Here is a 16,179-nt window from a genome sequence, read left to right as displayed (position 1 = left end):
AGCCATCCTTTAGCGATGCTGAAAGCGCGTGGCAGAATGGCGCCGGTGATCTCCCGTGCCCCCGAATCCCGCTGGCCCGCGACCGTCGCCGAGGCGGAGGCCGAGCAGGACCGCCTGCGCCCGTTCGCCGACCTGGACAGCCCCGGGCCTTCGGAGGTCGGCCTGGTGGCCGGGCTCGACGTCGGCTACCGGGACGACGGCGAGGTGGCCGGCGCCGTCGTGGTGCTCGACGCCGCGAGCCTCACGGTCGTGGAGCGCGCGGTGGTCAGGCTCCGGGTGTCCTTTCCCTACGTGCCCGGTCTGTTCGCCTTCCGCGAGCTGCCGCCGTTGCTGGCCGCGCTGGACCGGCTGTCGGCCCGTCCGGAACTCCTGGTCTGCGACGGGTACGGCGTGGCCCACCCGCGCCGCTTCGGCCTGGCCTGCCACCTGGGCGTGCTGACCGGGCTGCCGTCGATCGGCGTGGCCAAGACGCCGTTCGTGGGCGAGCACGCCGAGGTGCCGCCCGCGCGGGGCGCCTGGTCGGAGATCCTTCTCGGGGACGAGGTGGTCGGCCGGGCCCTGCGCACCCGGGAGGGCGTCAAGCCGGTCTTCGTCTCCCAGGGGCACGGGGTCGGCCTGGACAACGCCTGCGCCCACGTCCTGCGGCTGTCGCCCGCGTACCGCATCCCGGAACCGATCCGCCAGGCCGACCACCTGTCACGCTCCCGCGCCGGCTAGGTGCGGGAGCGGGCCAGGTGCCACAGGAGGAACGGCGCGCCCAGCGCCCCGGTGACCACGCCGACCGGCAGCACCGTCTCGGTCAGCAGACGCTGGCTGATCAGGTCGCTGACCACCACCAGCGTCGCGCCCGCCCAGGCCGAGGCGGTGACCGGCGGCATCGAGGACCCGGCCAGGCGCCGGGCCAGGTGCGGGGCGGCCAGCGCCACGAACAGCACGGGACCGGCCGCCGACGTCGCGAACGCCGCCAGCCCCGCCCCGCACAGCAGCAGCGCCATCCGGGCACGCTGCACCCGTACCCCCAGGCCGGTCGCCACGTCGTCGCCGAGGTGCAGGGCCCGCTGCCCGCGGGTCAGCAGCAGCACCACCGGCACGACCACCGCCAGGGCCAGCGCCAGCGGCCGGGCGTGGTCCCAGCCGCGGTCGTTGAGGTTGCCGACCAGCCAGCCCAGCGCCCTGGCCGCCTGGTACTGCTCGGCCCGGCTCAGCAGGTAGTAGGTGATGCTCACGCAGATCCAGCTCACCCCGATGCCGACCAGGACGATCCGGTAGCCGGTGGTGCCCCGGTTCCAGGCCAGCGCGTACATCAGCAGACCGGCGGCCAGCGCCCCGGCCAGGCCGACCGCCTGGGAGCCGAGCCCGGTGAAGCCCAGCACGATGGCGGCGACGACCGCGGCGCCCGCGCCCTGGGTGATGCCCAGGATGTCGGGGCTGGCCAGCGGGTTGCGGGTGATGGACTGGAAGATCGCCCCCGCCATGCCGAACGCCGCCCCGGCCAGCACGGCGACCACCGCCCTGGGCAGGCGCAGTTCGTGGACGAGGAAGAGGGTGGCGGGCTCGCCGCTGCCCCACAGCGCGGGCAGCAGTTCGCCGGACGGCACCACGAGGTCCCCGGCCCCGACCCCCACGGCCAGGCAGAACGCCAGGAAGGCGGCCAGGGCCAGGGCCAGCCAGGCCACCAGGACCCTCGGGCGCACGGTGCCGGAGACGGCGGGCCGTGCCATCCGGAAGGCCAGCCGACGGCGGGAAGCGCTCAGTCCCGCGCGCGCGCTCACAGTTCGGCCACCCTGCGGCGGCGGACCAGGGCGATGAAGAACGGCGCGCCCAGCAGCGCGGCGACCAGGCTCACGTCGATCTCCTGGGGACGGGCCACCACGCGGCCGAGGATGTCGGCCATGAGCACCAGGCAGGGCGCGACCAGCGCCGCACCGGGCAGCAGCCAGCGGTGGTCGGGGCCGGTGACCATGCGGACCAGGTGCGGGACGACCAGGCCGACGAAGACGATCGGGCCGGTGACGGCGACGGCGGCGCCGGTCAGGACGGTGACGGCGATCGCGGCGCGCAGGCGGGTCGGGCCCAGGCGGCGGCCGAGGGTGACGGCCACGTCGTCGCCTAGGGCCAGGGAGTTGAGCGCGGGCGCGGTGCCGAAGGCCAGGATCGCCCCGAACGCCAGGAAGGGCAGAACGGTCAGCACGGTGTCGTTGGAGTGGCCGGTGAGCGAGCCCGCGGACCAGTAGCGGTAACGGTCGAGCGCCTCGGGGTCGGTGAGGGCCAGGCCGCTGGTCAGGGAGTCGAGCAGGTACGTGAGCGCGACCCCGGCCAGCGCGAGCTTGACCGGGGAGGCGCCGCCCCTGCCTCGGCTGCCCAGCGCGTAGACGACGACGGCGGCCAGCGCGGCGCCGCCGAAGGCGAACCAGATGGTGGTGAGCAGCCCGGTGGCGGCCAGGAGCGTGGCCGAGGCCACGATGCCGAAGGCGGCGCCCGCGCTGACGCCGAGCAGGCCCGGGTCGGCGAGCGGGTTGCGGGTCAGCCCCTGCATGACGGCGCCGGCCAGGCCCAGCGCGGCGCCGGCGAGGATCGCGACGAAGGTGCGGGTCAGCCGGGTGCCGCGGACGATGGCGGCGGTCTCGGGGTCGGCGCTCGCGGGGTCGGTCAGCGCGCCGGCGACCTCCGCGAGGGGGATGGCGCGGCTGCCGACGGCCAGCGAGAGCAGCACCAGGCCGAGCAGGACGACCGCGGCGCCCCCGACCAGCAACGATCTCTGACGTGTCACCGAGGTCCGATCGAATTGAACAAGAGGGAAGGCTTACCTTACTATCACCGTCTCATGAACACTCCTCGACGCCTGCTGGTGTCGCTCGCCGCCCTGGCGCTGAGCCTGACGACCGCCTGCGGTGGCGCGCAGCCCGCACAAGACAAGACCGCGGAGGGCCAGGCCACGGCCCCTGCCGCGACCGGCGCGTTCCCCGTGAAGGTCGAGCACCTGTACGGCACGACGGAGATCAAGAAGAAGCCCGAGCGGATCGTCACGATCGGCCTCAGCGACCACGAGCCGGTGCTGGCGCTCGGCCACAAGCCGGTCGGGGTGGTGGACTGGTTCCAGCGCACGCCGTTCACCGACTGGCCGTGGACCAAGGACAAGTGGGCCGGCGCCGAGCCGACCGTGCTCGGCCTGCGCGAGGACGGCGTGAAGATGGAGAAGCTGCTCGCGCTCAAGCCCGACCTGATCTTCGCCATGTACTCCGGCATCCAGAAGGCGAACTACGACCAGCTCTCCAAGATCGCCCCGGTCGTGGCGCAGCCCAAGGGCTTCGACCCCTACGCCGCCCCGTGGCAGGAGATGACGCTGCTGGCCGGTCGCGCCCTGGGCCAGGAGGACGACGCCAAGAAGCTGATCACCGGCATCAAGGACCAGTTCGCCCAGGCGCGCAAGGACAACCCGCAGTGGGCGGGCAAGACCGCGGTGGCCGCCGACAGCTTCAAGGCCGGCACCTACTCGGCCTTCCAGAAGGGCGACCCGAAGTCGGCGTTCCTGGCCGAGCTGGGCTTCACGATCCCGGAGCAGATCACCAAGCAGGCGGGCAAGTCGAACGTGGCCGAGTTCGGCTCCGAGGGGCTGAACATGCTGGAGGTAGACCGGCTGGTCTGGCTGACCACCGGCAAGGAGCCGTGGGAGCGGATCAAGAAGGACGCGGTCTACAAGGAGCTGAAGGTGGCCAAGGAGGGCCGCGACCTGTTCCTCACCTACCAGGACCCGCCGATCGGGGCGGCGCTGTCGTTCAACACGGTGCTGAGCATTCCGTACGCGATCGAGCAGATGGTTCCCCAGCTCAAGGGCTGAGCCGCCGCCCAGGGGTTGAACTTGACATCAATGGCAGGTCTTACGGTCCTGCCATGACGAACACCCCGCCCTTCGGCTACAGCCCCATCACCGAGCGCCCCGCGATCACCTGGCCCGGCGGCGCCAAGGTGGCCGCCTACGTCGGCCTCAACATCGAGCACTTCCTCATCGACCGCCCGTCCACCAGCATCTGGCCCGGCACCGCCGACCTCCTGCCCGACGCGCTCAACTACGGCTGGCGCGACTACGGCGTGCGCGTGGGTATCTGGCGCACGATGGAGAGCCTTGACCGCCACGGCGTGCGGGCCAGCGTGCTGCTCAACTCCGACGTGGCCCGGCACTACCCGCAGATCGTCGAGGCGGGGCTGCGCCGGGACTGGGCGTGGCTGGCGCACGGGCGGACCAACTCCATCCTGCACACGGGCATGGAGCCGGAGGAGGAGCGCGCCTTCCTCACCGACGTCGTCGACACCATCGCCGCGGCGACCGGGCGGCGGCCGCAAGGCTGGATGGGCCCGGGGCTGACCGAGACGTTCGACACCCCGGGCCTGCTGGCCGAGCTGGGCCTGAGCTACGTGCTCGACTGGACCAACGACGACCAGCCGTACCGGCTGAACGTGCCCGGCATGATCAGCGTGCCGTACACGGTGGAGCTGAACGACCTGATGCTGTTCTCCAACGGGACCTCGGGACCGGAGTTCGTGCGGGTCGTCAAGGACCAGTACGAGCAGTTGCGCGCCGACTCCCAGGACAGCGGGCGGGTGATGGCGCTGGCGCTGCACCCGTTCGTGACCGGCCAGGCGTTCCGCGCCAAGTACGTGGACCAGGCGCTGGAGTACCTGGCCGCCCAGCCGGACATCTGGCTGACCACTAGCGACGAGATCGCCGAGCACTACCTGCGCACGTCGGCCGCGGCCTGAGGCCGGTGCAGCAGGCGGCGCAGGAGTGTCTCGGCCGGGCCGCGCAGGCCCCGCCGTTCCAGGAAGAAGGCGAGCGCGAGCGTGAGCGCCCACGCGCCGAGCGCGTAGAGCGCCGCGCCCGCGCTGCCCAGGTGGGCGCCGAGCCCGAGGCCCCAGGCCGCAAGCACGGGGGCCAGCAGCACCGAGTGCGCGAGGTAGACCGACAGCGAGCGCGCGCCCACGGCGCGCACCGCGACCGCCAGCGGGCGGCGCACCCATCGGCCGGTCGCGAGCAGGGTGAACATCGCGACGTAGCCGAGCCCGGCGAGGACGCCGGTGGCCGACTGCAGCAGGAACAGCTCGCCCTGGTCGGTGAGCGCCTCAGCGGGCACGTCGAGGAGCCCGACGTGGGCGAGGGCCGAGGGCAGCGCGCCGAGCCAGCCGAGCGGGATGCCGATCGCGGCCGTCGTGACCAGCAGGCGGCGGTGGCGGGCGGGCTCCTCCAGGACGCGGTTGCGGGCGGCCCAGATCCCCAGGAGCAGGACGGCGTGCATGCCGAACTGCGCGGGCGCGGCGAGCAGGAGCATCGCCCAGGTGGTCAGCCGGCCTCCCGCGGCGGCGAGCCAGTTCTCCTCGCCGGTGGCGTACTCGACGTGGCCGGGGGTGGCCACGTGGCCGGGCTGCGCGACCGACGCGCCGTTCGTGAGCATCAGCGCGTTGAGCCCGAGCGCCATCACGAGGAGCAGGGCGGCGAAGATCGCCGCCCAGACGAGCAGCGTGCGGTCGGTCCTGCGCAGGAACAGGGCGCCGAGGACCAGGCTGATCAGGCCGTACACGGCCAGGATGTCGCCGGCCAGCAGCAGGGCGGCGTGGACCAGGCCGAAGGCGATCAGCAGGAGGCTCCTGCGGCGCACGAGCCGGACCGCCGCCGCGGGTGAGCTTCCCCGGGTGATCTGGCGGTCCATGAGGCGGGCCATGCCGTACCCGAACAGGAAGGCGAAGAGCGGATAGACCCGCAGGTCGACCAGGACGATCATCAGGAACTGCGTGACGCGGTCGGCGGCGGAGCCGTCGGCGGGGTGCCAGCCGGAGGATCCTCTGGGCGCGGCCCACAGGTGGAAGACCACGTTGGACAGCACGATCATCGCCAGCATCAGGCCGCGCGCCAGGTCGGGCGCGGCCACACGTTCGTTCGACACCATCGTTCCCCCTTCACAACTCCGATCGCCATTCGGAGTTTCGTGACTCCGAACGCTATACGGAGTTGTAGGATGGCCGCAAGATGACGATCGAGGATCTGCTCTGGGGACGCGTGCGACGTCCCACCCGTGGCCCCAAGCAGGGCCTCGACCTGGAGCGCGTGATCACCGTGGCCGTCGAGGTCGCCGACGCCGACGGCCTGGCCGCGCTCACCATGAACCGGCTGGCCAAGGCGCTGGGGGTCGGCGCCGCCTCGCTCTACACGTACGTGCCGGGCAAGCCCGCGCTCGAAGCGCTCATGCTCGACTGGATCATCGGCACGGGCCCGCTGCCGCACACGCTGCCGGGCGGCTGGCGCGAGCGGCTGGAGGCGGGCGCCCGCGCCGACTGGTACGGCTACCGCGCCCACCCCTGGGTCCTGCACCTGACCGTCGCCCAGGTGACGCCGGGCCCGAACCTGGTCGCCTGGTACGACTCGACGCTGGCCGTGCTGGAGCCCACCGGCCTGACCGAGCCGGAGAAGGTGGACGTCGTGGAGTCCCTCGACGCCTACGTGCGCGGCATGGCCCGCTCGGCCCTCGACGCCGCCCCGGCCCGCGACGACGCGCCGGACGGGGCGGAGAAGGTCTACCCGGCGCTGGTCAGGGCGGCGAAGGCCGGCGCGCTGGCGCCCCGGGCGGAGGAGAGCTTCGAGTTCGGGCTGGCGCGCCTGCTCGACGGCGTCGAGGCCCTGGTGCGCGAGCGGCTCTTGCCGGGCATGGAAGCCTCGCCGTAGGCTCCTCGGTAAGCGCTTTCCAACGCAGGAGGTCCGGCCCGGCCTCGTGGACATCGCCAGCCCGCCCTCGCTCCACCGCGAGCAGGCCGTCGCCGCGCTGCGGGCGGGCGCCTGGGTGTGGTGTGAGAAGCCGCCGTGCCTGTCGCTGGAGGAGTACGACGCCATCGCCGCCGCCGAGCGGGACGGCGGGCCGTACGCCTCGATCGTCTTCCAGCAGCGCTTCGGCTCCGGCGCGCAGCACCTCAGGCGGCTCATCGAGTCCGGCGCGCTCGGCGCGCCCTACGTGGCGCACTGCCAGACCACCTGGTACCGCGACCCCGCCTACTACGCCGTGCCGTGGCGCGGCCGGTGGGCGACCGAGGGCGGCGGCCCGGCGATGGGGCTCGGCATCCACCAGATCGACCTGCTGCTGGAACTGCTCGGCGACTGGCGAGAGGTGCGCGCCATGGCCGGCCGGCTGGCCCGCGACATCGAGACCGACGACGTGAGCACCGCGCTCGTGCGCTTCGAGTCGGGCGCGCTGGCCACCGTCGTCAGCACCGCCCTGGCCCCGCGCCAGGTCAGCCACCTGCGCCTCGACCTCGCCGCCGCCACCTTCGAGCTCACCCACCTGTACGGCTACGCCAACGAGAACTGGACCTGCACCCCCGCCCCGGGCGTCGAGTCGATCCCCTGGCCGCCCCCCGGCAACGAGCCCAGCTCCCACCTGGGCCAGCTACGCGGCCTGCTCGCCGACCTGCGCGCCGGACGGCGCCCCAGGGCCAGCGGCGAGGACGGCCGCCACTCCCTGGAGCTGATCACCGCCATGTACCGCGCCGCGCAGACCGGCGAGACGGTGCGCAGAGGCCAGATCGGCCCCGGCGACCCGTTCTACGCCAGCCTGGAGATCACGCCCGGCTAGGACCGCCCGGCCACTCGACGCCCTCGAACGGGTCGTAGTCGACCTCCAGCGCCTCCTGCGGCGGCCGCTGCCCCTCCGGCACGTGCTGGAGGTTGAGCCGGATCCGGTACCACACGCTGCTGCGCCCCCGCATGCCGTCGACCAGCACGTCCGCGGGCTCCAGCAGGGCGGCGGCCTCGGGATGGCGCTCCTTCCAGCGCTCAAGCCCGGCCATGGCCTCGTCCTTGTGCTGGGCCCGCGCGATCTCGATGAGCGGCATCGTCTGCTGCCGCCGCCCCTCCCCCTTGGGCGCCTTGGGCGCGGGCCCGAGCGACTCGGCCAGCTCCAGCAGCCCGTCGAGGACGCCCGCGTGCAGGTCGATGTCCTCCCACGGGTCGCCGATCTCGGCGTAGCGCTTCGGCACGGTCTCGATCGTGTACGCCTCCGGCCGGCAGCCGGGCACCTCGTCCCAGGTCAGCGGCGTGGACACGCGGGCATCGCGCACCGCGCGCACCGAGTAGGCGGAGGCGACGGTGCGGTCGTAGGCGTTCTGGTTGAAGTCGACGAAGACGCCCTCCCGCTCCTCCTTCCACCAGCGCGCGGTGGCCAGGTCGGGCGCGCGCCGCTCGACCTCGCGGGCGACCGCCTCGGCCGCCTTGCGCACCTGCGCGTACGGCCAGCGCGGCTCGATCCTGGCGTAGACGTGGAAGCCCCGGGAGCCGGAGGTCTTGGGCCAGGCGGTCAGCCCGTGCTCCTCCAGCACCTCCCGCGCCACCTGCGCGGTGGACAGCACGTCGCGGAAGGGCACGCCCGGGATGGGGTCGAGGTCGATGCGCAGCTCGTCGGGGTGGGCCAGGTCGCCGGAGCGCACCGGATGCGGGTTGAGGTCGACGCAGCCCAGGTTGAGCACCCACACGAGCTGGGCCAGGTCGCTGACCACGACCTCGGCCGCGCTCAGCCCCGAGCGGTACTTGAGCTCGGCCACCTCGATCCAGTCGGGCCGCTTGGCGGGCGCGCGCTTCTGGAAGAACGCCTCCTCCTGGATGCCGTGCACGAACCGCTTGAGAATCATTGGCCGCCCGGCGACGCCGCGCAGCGCGCCCTCCGCCACGGCCTGGTAGTAGGTGATCAGGTCGAGCTTGGTGTAGCCGGCCTCAGGGAAGACGACCTTGTCGGGGTTGGTGATGCGCACCTCGCGCCCAGCCACGTCCATGGTCTCAACATACGTGCCGGCCCCGACAATGCCGGGGAGCGGCCCCCGCTAGGAGAAGCGGCCGTGCCGCCCCTCCCCCGCGGCGAACCTGGCCGCCCCCGCCAGCCCGTCCTCCAGGGAGATCATGCCGTGGCGCAGCTCGTTGACCATCGCCTCGCGCTCGGACAGGCCGTCCTGCTCCAGGGCCGACAGCCGGTCGCCGCGCAGGCAGGTCTGCGGGAAGGCGGCCAGCGTGGCGGCCAGTTCTTCAGCCGCCCGCCGGGCGTCGCCGGTCGGCACGACCCGGTTGGCCAGGCCGATGGCCAGGGCCTCCGCCGCGTCCACCGGGCGGCCGGTGAGGATCAGGTCCATGGCCCGGGACAGGCCGATCAGGCGCGGCAGCCGTACCGTGCCGCCGTCGATGAGCGGCACGCCCCAGCGGCGGCAGAACACCCCGAAGACCGCGTCGCGCTCGGCGACGCGCAGGTCGCACCAGAGGGCCAGCTCCAGGCCACCCGCGACGGCGTGGCCGGCGACGGCGGCGATCACCGGCTTGGACAGGCGCATCCTGGTCGGCCCCATCGGGCCCGCGCCCTCCTCCCCGACGTGGTTGTCGAGCCGCTTGAGGTCGGCGCCCGCGCAGAAGGTCCCGCCCTCGCCCCACAGCACCGCCACGGCCGCGTCGGACTCCTCGAACGCGGTGAACGCCGCCACCAGCGCGTCGGCGGTCTCCCTGTCGACGGCGTTGCGGGCCCGCGGCCGCGACAGCACGACCGTGGTCACCGGGCCCGCGCGCTCCACCCGGACGCTCATGGCAACCGCCGTGAGCCACCCGCGCCCGCCCGGATCACGCGATCGCCCCCGCCAGCAGGGCGTCGAGGTGGTCGGCGGCGGGGCCGTCCAGGCCGCGCAGGGGGCCGCGCTCGGCCAGGTGGGCCTCGGCGTAGAGGCGGGCCACCAGCGCCTTGCGCTCGTCGTCGATGCCCCACGTGGCCTGCTCCTCCAGCAGCGCGGCGGCGTAGACGTCGGCCATGAACTGGGCCAGCGGGTAGAGCCTGGCCTCGTCGGGCGCGCCGTGCCACGCCTCGACGGCCTTGGCGAGGTCCTCGACGCGCTCCTGGGTGAGGGGCGAGGTGGCGGCGCCGCGCAGGCGTTCGAGGAAGGGCAGGTGAGCCTGCTCCTTCAGCATGGCGCGCCGTACGTCGAGGCAGAGGATGTTGTCGCCGCCCTCCCAGATGGGGTTGACCTGGGCGTCGCGCAGCAGGCGGGCGACGGGCCACTGCTCGATGTAGCCGTTGCCGCCGTGGATCTCGATGGCGTCGCTGGCGGCGGTCACGCCGAGCCGGGCGGTGCGCAGCTTGATGACGGCGGGGCCGAGCCGCAGCCGGTTGATCAGGCCGTCGAAGACCATCGCCTGCGCGGCCTCGACCTCGACGATCAGCTCGGCGAGCTTGCGGCGCATGAGCGGCTGGGCGATGAGCGGCCTGCCGAACGCCTCGCGGGCGCGGGCGTAGCAGACGGACTCGACCAGCGCCCGGCGGGCCACGCCGACGCCCATCATGGCCACGCCGAGCCGGGAGGCGTTGGTGAGCTTCATCATCGTGCCGAGGCCGGAGCCCGAACCGGTGCCGGACAGCAGGAACGCCTCGGCGCGGGTGAACTCGACCTCGGCCGAGGCGACCGAGCGGGTGCCGAGCTTGTCCTTGAGGCGGCGGATGCGCACGCCGTTGCGCGAGCCGTCGCGCCGCTCCCACAGCACGAGGAAGGGCTTGACCTCCTCGCTGGGCAGCCTGGCCAGGACGACGAAGGCGGAGCCGTTGGCGTTGGAGGCGAACCACTTGAAGCCGTCCAGCAGCCACGCCTCGCCGTCGGGCACGGCGGTGCTCTCCAGCGCGGCGAGGTCGGAGCCGCCGGTGCGCTCGGTGAACATCTGCGCGGCCTCGCCGGAGTAGAAGCCGTTGGCGAAGATCTCGCGCACCCGCTCGCGCACGTCGGCGGGCGCGTGCTTCTCGGCGAGCTGCACCACCATGTCGCCGCCGGTGCCGAGCGCGCAGCCCATGCCGATGTCGGCCTGGTTGAGCAGGTAGGTCCAGGCGGCGCCGAGCGCGGCCGGGTTGGCGCCGTGCTCCTGCGCCTGCTTCACGAAGGCGGGCGCGAGGAAGTTGTCCTCCATCATCGCCGCGCGCGCGGTGTGGAAGGAGGGCGGCATGACGACCTGGCTGACGTCGCGCCCCCACTTGTCGTACTTCTCCAGCCGCGGCGGGTTGCGGTCGGTCTCCTCCGCGCACCCGGCCACGACGCCGCCCGTGACGACGCCCAGCCTGCGCAGGTACGGCTCCGCCCACGCGTAGCCCGCGCCGAGGTGGTGGCGCATGAGCAGGCGCAGCGTGGGGTCGATGGCCCACCAGTCGCGCCCGGCGGCGCTCTGGTAGCGCTCGGTCGCGTAACGATCGCTGTGGTCGAACGGTTCGATGAGATAGCGGCCCATGCTCGGAGTGTTACATATACTCGACACGCGATGGAAGAGCGTAACAGTCTCAGTGCCCGGTCGGCCGTGCTCAGCGCGCTGCTCGGCAGCCACCCGCCCCGGCTGGCCGCCCGTCACCTCGTGCGCATCGGCGAGCTGTTCGGCATCGCCGAGGGGACCGTCCGGGTGGCCCTGTCCCGGATGGTCGCCGCCGGCGACCTGGTCCAGGAGGACGGCCGCTACACGCTGTCGGAACGTCTGATCGAGCGCCAGGCCAGGCAGGACGAGAGCCGCGACCCGCACACCAGGCCGTGGGACGGCACCTGGGAGATCGCCCTGGTGACCGCCGAGCGGCGCGCGCCCGCCGACCGGGCCGCCTTCCGCCACACGATGGGCGCGCTACGGCTGGCCGAGCTGCGCGAGGGCACCTGGATGCGCCCGGCCAACCTCATCAGGCAGTGGCCGGAGAGCGTCACCGCCCAGTGCACGCTGGTCGACGGCCGCCCCCGCCGGGATCCCACTCCCCTCCTGTGGGATCTCGGCGGCTGGGCGGCGCGGGCGCGCGCGCTGGAACGGGAGCTGGAGCGGGCCGACGGGCTGGCCGAGGGCTTCATCGTCTCCGCGGCGGTCCTGCGCCACCTGCTGAAGGACCCGCTGCTGCCGCGGGAGCTGCTGCCCGGCGGCTGGCCGGGCGCCGAGCTGCGCGAGCGCTACGACGCCTTCGACCGGTCCTATCGCGAGGTGCTGATGAGGCACCTCAGAGACTGACGCCGAACACCACGCGCCGGTTCTTGAACTCCGTGACGCTCCACAGCCTGCCGTCCTGCACGGTCAGGTCCTCGGGGCCGACGGGGAAGGGCCTCGCGCTCAGCTTGGAGCCGTTGGTGACCAGCAGCCTGCCGTTCCTGTCGGCGTCGAAGCCCTGGCTGAGGTACCACGTGCCGCCCTGGGAGACCGCGCCCTGGATCTTGGCGGCGCCGAGCTGGAAGCAGTCGCGGGCCGGTCCGATCCGGTTGCCGTCCAGCCCGTAGCGGACCGCCCTGCCGGTGGGGCCGTCGACGTCGTACTCGCCGGTGATCAGCAGGTCGGGGCCGGCGCTGCGGTCGACCGCGACGAACGAGAAGACCGCGCCGCTCGGCGTGGCCAGCCGCCAGAAGTCGGTCTGCGGGACGACGTAGCGGTAGCCGAAGGCGTGGAAGACGCCGTCGTGCCGGCCCACGCGCCGGTCGTCGCCCAGGTGGTTCTGCGCGGTGCGCAGATCCAGCAGGTTGGTTAAGTCGAAGACGCGCAGGCCGCGCTTGGTGTCGGCCACGTAGAGCAGGTCGCCGTACCAGGCGATGCCGCCGGCGTGGATGTCGATCGGCCCGTAGGAGCCGTCCGGCTTCGCCTCGACCAGCAGCACGTGCTGGTACTTCAGCGTCACCGGGCTGAGGAACGTCACCCGGACGCCCCGCTCGGGCACCGGCGGCTTCGGCTTGAAGTACCAGCTCACCGCGAACACCGGCACGCCCGCGGAGCCGGAGTCGTCGCCGCCGGTCAGCCCTTGCGGGTACCAGTCGACGGTCTCCTGGTCCTTGGCGTCGAAGGCGTACCACTCGTGTGGCTTCGGGCTCATCGTGCCCAGCGCCGCCGGGGCGCCCTTGCGCACGGCCTTCCTGTTGGCCTGCGCGAGCAGCGCCTCGACGCCGGTGCTGCCGATGTCGCCGGCCAGCTTGGCCGCGCCCTCGGCCAGCGCGCCGGGCGCCTGCCGCAGCGCGAAGGGCGCCGCGTCGGCGGGGACCATTCCGGTGGTAGCCATGTACCCCTCGTTCGTCGGTCTCCTTTGCCTTGTTCTGACGAATGAGGAGGGCCAGAAGTTGCGTTCAGCGCCACAAGTGCACCGGCAGCCCGGACAGCGCCAGCTCGCGGTAGCGCCGCACGAGTTGCTCGACGTCTCCTTCGTAACGCTCCAGCGCCTCGCGCTGCCACACGGCTCCGGTACGGCGCAGCCGTACGCGCTGCTCGATCACCCCGAGCGCGCGGTCGACGTCGTCCGCCGCGACCCCCGCCGCCAGCAGGGCGGCCCTGGCCTCGGGCAGCAGGGAGAGCACCAGGTCGGCGGCGGGCAGCCCGCCCTCGCGGCCCGGCCACGACAGCCGCGCGTCCAGGCCCTTCTGCGCGGCCCGGTAGAAGTTCTGGTAAGCCTCGGCGAAGCGGTAGCCGGTCAGGTCGTGTTCCGCGCAGGCGAGCGTGAGCCCGACCAGAAAGGCGGTGTTGGCGATCATGTCGGCGCAGCTCGGGCCCGCGGGCAGGGCACGCATCTCGATCCGCAGGTGGCCGCCGTCGTCCGGGTCGTAGACGGGCCGGTTCCACTGCCAGACGGTGCCCTGGTGAAGGCGCAGCTCGGCCAGCTCCCCATCCGACGACATATCCGGTATTACGGGGTCGTAGTCGCGGACGTACCGCTCGAACAATTCATAAGCCCCCTCGCGCACCCAATCCGAGCCGAACGTGACGCGCCCGTCCTTCCTGAAGCGCCGCTCCACGTCACGGTCGTCGGCCGCCTCCTCCATCAGCGCGATGCGCGTCTCCTCCCACAACGTCCGGCCCAGGAACAGCGGCGAGTTCCCGCAGGCGGCCAGCACCGGCCCGGTGGCGAGCTGCGCGGCGTTGAACAACCGGGCGAACCGCTCGGGCGGCGTGCGCAGGTGCACCTGCCACGAGGTGTTGGCCGCCTCCAGGATCACGTCCTCCACCTGCAGTTCCAGATCGTCGATCACGACCAGGAACGGCTCCACGCGCAGCCGCCTGATGCCCCTGCTCAACGCCCGGTAGCGGTTCTCGTCGCTGATCGCCTGCCGGGTGAAGTCGCCGGTGCCGAGCGAGGGCAGGATGCCGATCGGCAGCGCGCCGCCGCCCTCGACCGCGCCGTCGGTCTTCAGCAGCGTCTCCTGGATCTCCGCGCCCATCGACTCGAACGGCCGGCCCGCCAGCGGCACCGGAGTCAGGTTGATCTCCAGGTTGAACCGGCCCAGCTCCAGCACCACGCGCGGGTCGTCCAGCGCCGCGCGCACCTCCTGGTTGCGCGGCAGCGGCCGGCCCTTCTCGTCGATGAGGAACAGCTCAAGCTCGGCGCCGAGCGTCGTCGGGCCCTGGCCGAAGCCGGGGCGGTCCAGCATCGTCCGCAGCGTGCCGAGCTGCTCCTCCAGCCGCTCCCCGAAACGGGCGAACTCCGTTTCCGAGAACCGCTCCTTGTCCAAGTCTCGTCCCATGCCTCCCTTCTGTCCGGTGGGCGGGCGTCCACACCTACCAGGGCACGGGACCGGCGTCCTCGAAGTGGCCGCCGCTCGGGCCGTCGCCGGGCAGCGTCGCCAGGCGCAGCGCGATGGCGGCGCCCTGCTCGGCGGTGCGGAGACCGGTGTGACCGTTGAGGTCGGTGGCGCAGTAGCCGGGGTTGGCCGCGTTGACCTTGATCGGGGTGCCGGCGAGCTCCTTGGCGTAGGCGAGCGTGACCATGTTGAGCGCGGCCTTGGAGGAGTTGTAGGCCAGGTAGTTGTGCGGGTAGAGCGGGTCGTCCGGGTCGCTCGCCCTGGCCAGCGAGCCGAGCTCGCTCGAGACGTTCACGATCCTGGCCGAGGGCGCGCGGCGCAGCAGCGGCAGCATGGCGTTGGTGACCGTGACCACGCCGAACACGTTCGTCTCGTAGACCTGCCGGATCGCCGCCGCCTGCGTCGCGCTCGGGCTCGGGTCCTCCTGTGCCCCGGCGATTCCGGCGTTGTTGACGAGGATGTCCAGCGTGCCGTACTCCTCTTCGAGCCACTTCGCGGCGGCCTGCGCGCTCGCCGGGTCGGTCACGTCGAGCCGCACGTACGGCTGGCCGATCCGCTCGGCGGCGGCCCGCCCCCGCTCCTCGTCGCGCGCCCCGACCACGGCGGTGACGCCGCGCTCGCCGAGCAGCCGTGCGATCTCGAAGCCGATTCCCTTGTTCGCGCCTGTGATGAGAGCTGTCGTCATGCCGTCGAGGTTCGCCGCGGCCCGGGGCGGGCGGGAGAGACCTCCCGAGACTGGGATCGGCGGTACCACCCTGAAGCGCGGCGGATGGCGGAGGATGAAAGCCATGAACCGCGAAGAACTGGCCGCCTTCCTGCGCAGCAGGCGGGCCCGGATCACGCCGCGCGAGGCGGGCCTGCCCGAGGGCGAGCGCCGCCGCACCCCCGGCCTGCGCCGCCAGGAGGTCGCCCAGCTCGCCGGCATGTCGATCGACTACTACATCCGGCTGGAGCAGGGCCGCGGCCCGCACCCCTCGCGGCAGGTGCTCGGCGCGCTGGCCAGGGCGCTCATGCTGACCGCCGACGAGCGCACGCACCTGTTCCACCTGGCCGGGCAGCCGCTCGAACCGGCCAGGAGGCGGCGCGACGTCCCCGACAGCACGCTGCACCTCATCGCGTTCCTGGAGGAGGTGCCCGCCTACGTCATCGACGCCACCTGCGACATCCTGGCCTGGAACCCGCTGGCCAGCGCCCTCATGGGCGACCTCGACTCCCGGCCGCGCGACGACCTCAACGTCATCCGGTGGGTGTTCGGCGCCGCCGACCTGGCCGAGCACCTCGGCGACGAGGAGATGGGCCGCTTCGCCCGCGCCTCGGTCGCCGACCTGCGCTGGGCCGCCGGCCGCTACCCGGGCGACCCGGACATCCAGGCGCTGGTGGCGGAGATGCTCGCCTGCAGCCCGGAGTTCGCCGCGCTGTGGGCCGAGCACGAGGTGGAGGTCCGCAGGGAACAGCGCAAGCGCCTGCACCACAGCGTCGTCGGGACCATCGACACCATCTGCCAGGTGCTGCCCGTGCCCGACCGCGACGACCTGCGCATCGTCCTCTACACCACCGAACCCGGCTCCCCCTCTCACCAGGCCTTGCGCAGGTTGCGGCAGGTGACCCTAAGCTCATGAG

General features: G+C 73.0%; 16 protein-coding genes. 7 read left to right on the top strand and 9 right to left on the bottom strand.

Annotation, left to right across the window (positions count from 1 at the left end; all coding sequences use genetic code 11):
- Window positions 1–36 precede the first annotated feature (36 nt).
- The gene (gene nfi, locus ACIBEJ_RS13775) at window positions 37–717 is read left to right on the top strand and encodes a deoxyribonuclease V (RefSeq protein WP_397183260.1); all 681 of its coding nucleotides are present in this window, start codon (window positions 37–39) and stop codon (window positions 715–717) included.
- On the opposite strand, the gene ACIBEJ_RS13770 is transcribed toward nfi, so the two are convergent.
- Both ACIBEJ_RS13770 and ACIBEJ_RS13765 read right to left on the bottom strand, forming a co-directional pair.
- On the bottom strand, window positions 714–1,772 hold the full coding sequence (locus ACIBEJ_RS13770; RefSeq protein ID WP_397183018.1) for a FecCD family ABC transporter permease: 1,059 nt from the start codon (window positions 1,770–1,772) through the stop codon (window positions 714–716). The two genes, nfi and ACIBEJ_RS13770, sit on opposite strands and share 4 nt — an antisense overlap.
- A complete protein-coding gene (locus tag ACIBEJ_RS13765; protein WP_397183017.1) occupies window positions 1,769–2,770 on the bottom strand; it encodes a FecCD family ABC transporter permease in 1,002 nt (333 codons plus the stop codon). Before ACIBEJ_RS13765 ends, ACIBEJ_RS13770 begins: the two co-directional genes overlap by 4 nt.
- A gap of 54 nt (window positions 2,771–2,824) precedes the next feature.
- On the opposite strand from ACIBEJ_RS13765, the gene ACIBEJ_RS13760 reads away from it, so the two are divergent.
- Window positions 2,825–3,838 carry an iron-siderophore ABC transporter substrate-binding protein gene (locus ACIBEJ_RS13760; RefSeq protein WP_397183016.1) on the top strand — a complete coding sequence of 338 codons (1,014 nt, stop codon included), beginning with the start codon at window positions 2,825–2,827 and terminating at the stop codon, window positions 3,836–3,838.
- 53 nt (window positions 3,839–3,891) lie between these two features.
- Window positions 3,892–4,758 carry a polysaccharide deacetylase family protein gene (locus ACIBEJ_RS13755; RefSeq protein WP_397183015.1) on the top strand — a complete coding sequence of 289 codons (867 nt, stop codon included), beginning with the start codon at window positions 3,892–3,894 and terminating at the stop codon, window positions 4,756–4,758.
- Here the strand turns inward: ACIBEJ_RS13755 and ACIBEJ_RS13750 are convergent.
- Window positions 4,731–5,939, bottom strand: coding sequence for a DUF418 domain-containing protein (locus ACIBEJ_RS13750; RefSeq protein WP_397183014.1), 1,209 nt, complete (start codon window positions 5,937–5,939; stop codon window positions 4,731–4,733). The genes ACIBEJ_RS13755 and ACIBEJ_RS13750 overlap by 28 nt on opposite strands.
- Before the next feature lie 80 nt (window positions 5,940–6,019).
- On the opposite strand from ACIBEJ_RS13750, the gene ACIBEJ_RS13745 reads away from it, so the two are divergent.
- Window positions 6,020–6,712 (top strand): TetR/AcrR family transcriptional regulator, encoded by a 693-nt coding sequence (locus tag ACIBEJ_RS13745; protein WP_397183013.1) that lies wholly within the window; start codon window positions 6,020–6,022, stop codon window positions 6,710–6,712.
- A 46-nt stretch (window positions 6,713–6,758) separates the two neighbouring features.
- On the top strand, window positions 6,759–7,613 hold the full coding sequence (locus ACIBEJ_RS13740) for a Gfo/Idh/MocA family protein (protein WP_397183012.1): 855 nt from the start codon (window positions 6,759–6,761) through the stop codon (window positions 7,611–7,613).
- Here ACIBEJ_RS13740 and ligD read toward each other — a convergent pair.
- From ligD to ACIBEJ_RS13725, 3 genes are read right to left on the bottom strand one after another with little or no spacing between them, the layout of a single operon-like run.
- Complete coding sequence (gene ligD, locus ACIBEJ_RS13735; protein WP_397183011.1) at window positions 7,600–8,805, bottom strand: non-homologous end-joining DNA ligase; 1,206 nt, start codon at window positions 8,803–8,805, stop codon at window positions 7,600–7,602. The genes ACIBEJ_RS13740 and ligD overlap by 14 nt on opposite strands.
- Window positions 8,806–8,853: 48 nt before the next feature.
- Window positions 8,854–9,597: a crotonase/enoyl-CoA hydratase family protein gene (locus ACIBEJ_RS13730; RefSeq protein ID WP_397183010.1), complete on the bottom strand. Its 744-nt coding sequence runs from the start codon at window positions 9,595–9,597 to the stop codon at window positions 8,854–8,856.
- Window positions 9,598–9,631: 34 nt separating this feature from the next.
- Window positions 9,632–11,272 carry an acyl-CoA dehydrogenase family protein gene (locus tag ACIBEJ_RS13725; protein WP_397183009.1) on the bottom strand — a complete coding sequence of 547 codons (1,641 nt, stop codon included), beginning with the start codon at window positions 11,270–11,272 and terminating at the stop codon, window positions 9,632–9,634.
- A gap of 30 nt (window positions 11,273–11,302) precedes the next feature.
- Between ACIBEJ_RS13725 and ACIBEJ_RS13720 the strand changes: the two genes are divergently transcribed.
- Window positions 11,303–12,019: a PaaX family transcriptional regulator C-terminal domain-containing protein gene (locus tag ACIBEJ_RS13720; RefSeq protein WP_397183008.1), complete on the top strand. Its 717-nt coding sequence runs from the start codon at window positions 11,303–11,305 to the stop codon at window positions 12,017–12,019.
- Here the strand turns inward: ACIBEJ_RS13720 and ACIBEJ_RS13715 are convergent.
- From ACIBEJ_RS13715 to ACIBEJ_RS13705, 3 genes are all read right to left on the bottom strand, one after another.
- On the bottom strand, window positions 12,009–13,049 hold the full coding sequence (locus ACIBEJ_RS13715; protein WP_397183007.1) for a hypothetical protein: 1,041 nt from the start codon (window positions 13,047–13,049) through the stop codon (window positions 12,009–12,011). The two genes, ACIBEJ_RS13720 and ACIBEJ_RS13715, sit on opposite strands and share 11 nt — an antisense overlap.
- A 64-nt stretch (window positions 13,050–13,113) precedes the next feature.
- Entirely contained in the window at window positions 13,114–14,502 is a 1,389-nt protein-coding gene (locus ACIBEJ_RS13710; RefSeq protein WP_397183005.1) for a glutamate--cysteine ligase, read from the bottom strand.
- Between the two features lie 34 nt (window positions 14,503–14,536).
- Window positions 14,537–15,244: an SDR family oxidoreductase gene (locus ACIBEJ_RS13705; protein ID WP_397183004.1), complete on the bottom strand. Its 708-nt coding sequence runs from the start codon at window positions 15,242–15,244 to the stop codon at window positions 14,537–14,539.
- 103 nt (window positions 15,245–15,347) lie between these two features.
- Here ACIBEJ_RS13705 and ACIBEJ_RS13700 point away from each other — a divergent pair, with 103 nt between their 5' ends.
- Window positions 15,348–16,178 (top strand): helix-turn-helix transcriptional regulator, encoded by an 831-nt coding sequence (locus ACIBEJ_RS13700; RefSeq protein ID WP_397183003.1) that lies wholly within the window; start codon window positions 15,348–15,350, stop codon window positions 16,176–16,178.
- Window position 16,179 lies beyond the last annotated feature (1 nt).

The sequence above is a fragment of the Nonomuraea sp. NPDC050790 genome (genome assembly GCF_044456745.1).
Classification (GTDB): Bacteria; Actinomycetota; Actinomycetes; order Streptosporangiales; family Streptosporangiaceae; genus Nonomuraea.
Note: the sequence above shows the minus strand (reverse complement) of the source record. Positions and strands in the feature narration are given on the sequence as shown.